We start from the raw sequence: 2,990 nt of genomic DNA on the forward strand, positions 1-2,990 counted from the left end.
CGGCCGGTTTGATGCGCTAAGAGGCAAGAGTGGCTGAGCAGACTTCGACCGCGAATGCGTGGCCGGCAAATCCGGCCGACCTGATCCCGCAAGGCCGCAAGCGCCTCGGCTGGGGCCTGCTGGCCGTCGCGACGCTCGGCTTGCTGACGATCATCGTCGTGCAGATCCTCTACAAGACCGAGATGTCCACGGTCGGCTTCGACACTTGGCGGCCGGTGATCTATGCCTACATCCTGTGGGGTGCAGCACTCGGTGCCTGGCAGGTGCTGACGCGCGGCGAGGACGGGCAGCGCGCGCTGTTCCTTTTGCCGGCGCTGCTTTTCACCATCGCCATGGTGATCTTCCCGACGCTGTTCGGCTTCTACATCGCCTTGACCGACTGGAATCTCAGTTCGTTTGCCGGACGCAGGTTCAACGGCCTCGACAATTTCTGGCAGATGCTGGCCGACCCCTACTACCGCAATGCGCTGTTCAACATGGTGCTCTATGTGCTTGCGGTGCTGGTCGAATATGTCATCGCCTTCGGCCTGGCGCTGCTGCTCAACGCGCAGATCAAGGCGCGAAAGTTCTTCCGCGTCGTCTTCCTTTTGCCGCTGATGCTGTCGCCGGTGGCGGTGTCCTGGATGGTCGGCAAATCGCTGATGGAATACCGCTTCGGCCCGGCGGCAACGCTGGCGCGCCATCTCGGCTGGGACAATCCCGCCTTCTTCTCCGATCCGATCACAGCCCGCATCTCGATCATGATGCTCGACGCCTGGACCTTCATCCCGTTCGTGATGATCATGCTGCTTGCCGGCCTGCAGGCGATGTCGCGCGAGGTGCTTGAAGCCGCCCGCGTCGACGGCGCGACCGCGTGGCAGACCTTCTGGCAGGTTACCTTTCCGCTCATGCTGCCGGTGTCGGTGACGGCCGTCATCCTGCGCATCATCTTCAAGCTGAAGCTCGCCGACATCATCATCACTCTGACCTCGGGCGGCCCCGGCGGCGCTACCGATTCCGTATCGAGCTTCATCTACCGCGAATATCGCGACCGCTCGAATGTCGGCTACGGCACAATGCTCGCCATGGCCTATCTGATCATCATCGTCGTGTTCGTGACCTGGCTGCTGAAAGTCGCCAGTCGCTTCGTGCGCAACGTCAACTGAGCGGCATCATGAGCGTCCAGACCACCGACTACACCGTTTCTGAGATCCGCTCGCCGGCGGCCTTCATCACCAGCCGCGTCTTCATCTACGGCGCGCTCGTCTTCTGGGCTTTCGTCTGCCTGTTCCCGATCTACTGGACGATCACCACCTCGTTCAAATCGGCGGTCGACGTCACGCAAGGCCATCTCATCCCCTTCGTCGACTTTACGCCGGACTGGAAGGGCTGGCGCTCGCTCGGCCTTTCGCCGGATTCGATCTTCCAGACCTCGACGGTACGCGACGAATTCTTCAAGCGCTTCATGAACTCGGTCATCACCTCGGTCGGCGCGTCGGCGCTTGCCATCATAATCGGCAGCCTTGCCGCCTATGGCCTTGTCCGCTACCGCTACAAATTCGCCTGGTTCAGGAACGAGGACATCTCCTTCTTCTTCCTGTCGCAGCTGATCCTGCCGCCGGTCGTGCTGGCGCTCCCTTTCCTTGTGCTCTATCGCGAAGTCGCCCTCCTCGACACGCGCATCGGGCTCGTGCTGCTCTACACGCTGATGGTGCTGCCGATCGTGATCTGGATCATGCGCGACCAGTTCAACTCCATTCCCGTCGAATTGGAGGAAGCGGCTTTGGTCGACGGGCTGTCGATCTGGGGCGCCTTCTTCCGCATCGTCATGCCGATCGCGCTGCCGGGCATGGTTGCCGCCTTCATCCTGGCGATGGTGCTGTGCTGGAACGAGTATTTCTTCGCCGCGCTTTTGACCTCGACCGACGCCAAGACCATCCCCGTCATGGTGGCGAGCCAGACCGGCTCGCAAGGCATCAACTGGTGGTCGATGGCCGCACTTGCAACGGCGGCGATCGCGCCGCTGGCCATCATCGGCATCGCGCTCGAGCGCTATCTGATCATGGGCATGACGGCGGGCTCCGTGAAGTAGCTGGACCTTTCCTTCCCCCCTTGTGGGGGAAGGTGGCCGCGCAGCGGCCGGATGAGGGGTGTTCGAGGGAACGCCGACGTCTCACTCCGCTGGAACACCCCTCATCCGTCTCGGCGCTGCGCGCCGATTCACCTTCTCCCACAAGGGGAGAAGGAAGAACCGCGCCTATCGCACCAGGATGGCCCTCAAATGATCAAGGATCATGGCGACGCCGATCTTGCCGAGGCCTGCCGAGGCCTCCGCCGCGTCTTTCGTGTACCAGCCGGTGTTGTCGGCCAAATGCTTCTCGTCCACGGCCTCGGGGCATAACGCCAGCATCAGCGAGGTTTCGCCTTTGCCGGCATGGTCGAACGGGTATTTGCCGTTCATCGCGGCCGGCATCAGCGGATGCACCTGCACCCAGTTGAAGACGTTCTCGCCCTTGGCATGGCCGGCATAGTAATCGGCCATCGTGTTCGACCCCCACCAGCCCTCGCCGCGTTCCTTTTCCAGGAAGCGGAAGATCGCCTGGCGGCCGGCAGTCTTGAAGGCGAGGTCGGTCGGCATGCCGGCCACGAAATTCTCGGTCTGGTGGTGGATGATGGCGTGGATGTTGCGGAAGCCGATGCGCAGCAGCCCGTAGAACAATTCCTCCGCGAATGGCGAAAGCACCGGACCACCGACCTGCACCGAGCCGCTGCCTTCCGGCGCCGCCACCGCATAGCTTGCCGCGCCGTAATAGAAGGGCGGCAGGATGACGAGGTCCCTCTCCTTCTCGATGAGTTCCACCGTCTTGATGACGGCCAAAGTGTCCATCCCGACCGCCATGTGCTCGCCATGGTATTCGAGCACGCCAAGCGGCAACACGACCGGCCAGTTCTCCTCGATCGCCTTGCGGATCTGGTGCGGCAACATCAGCTCGTAGCGCATGCCCTACTCC

3 protein-coding genes are annotated in these 2,990 nt (G+C 62.3%); 2 read left to right on the plus strand and 1 reads right to left on the minus strand.

Translation table 11 applies throughout. From position 1 onward, the window contains the following. Positions 1-29 precede the first annotated feature (29 nt). On the plus strand, positions 30-1,145 hold the full coding sequence (locus EOA28_RS31015) for a sugar ABC transporter permease (protein ID WP_127251586.1): 1,116 nt from the start codon (positions 30-32) through the stop codon (positions 1,143-1,145). 8 nt (positions 1,146-1,153) lie between these two features. Continuing rightward, complete coding sequence (locus EOA28_RS31020; protein ID WP_042644446.1) at positions 1,154-2,071, plus strand: carbohydrate ABC transporter permease; 918 nt, start codon at positions 1,154-1,156, stop codon at positions 2,069-2,071. Between the two features lie 165 nt (positions 2,072-2,236). Here EOA28_RS31020 and EOA28_RS31025 read toward each other — a convergent pair whose 3' ends face one another. After that, the gene (locus tag EOA28_RS31025) at positions 2,237-2,980 is read right to left on the minus strand and encodes a creatininase family protein (RefSeq protein WP_127251585.1); all 744 of its coding nucleotides are present in this window, start codon (positions 2,978-2,980) and stop codon (positions 2,237-2,239) included. Between the last annotated feature and the right edge of the window lie 10 nt (positions 2,981-2,990).

It is taken from the genome of Mesorhizobium sp. M2A.F.Ca.ET.067.02.1.1, from assembly GCF_004023285.1.
In the GTDB taxonomy this organism is placed as follows: domain Bacteria; phylum Pseudomonadota; class Alphaproteobacteria; order Rhizobiales; family Rhizobiaceae; genus Mesorhizobium.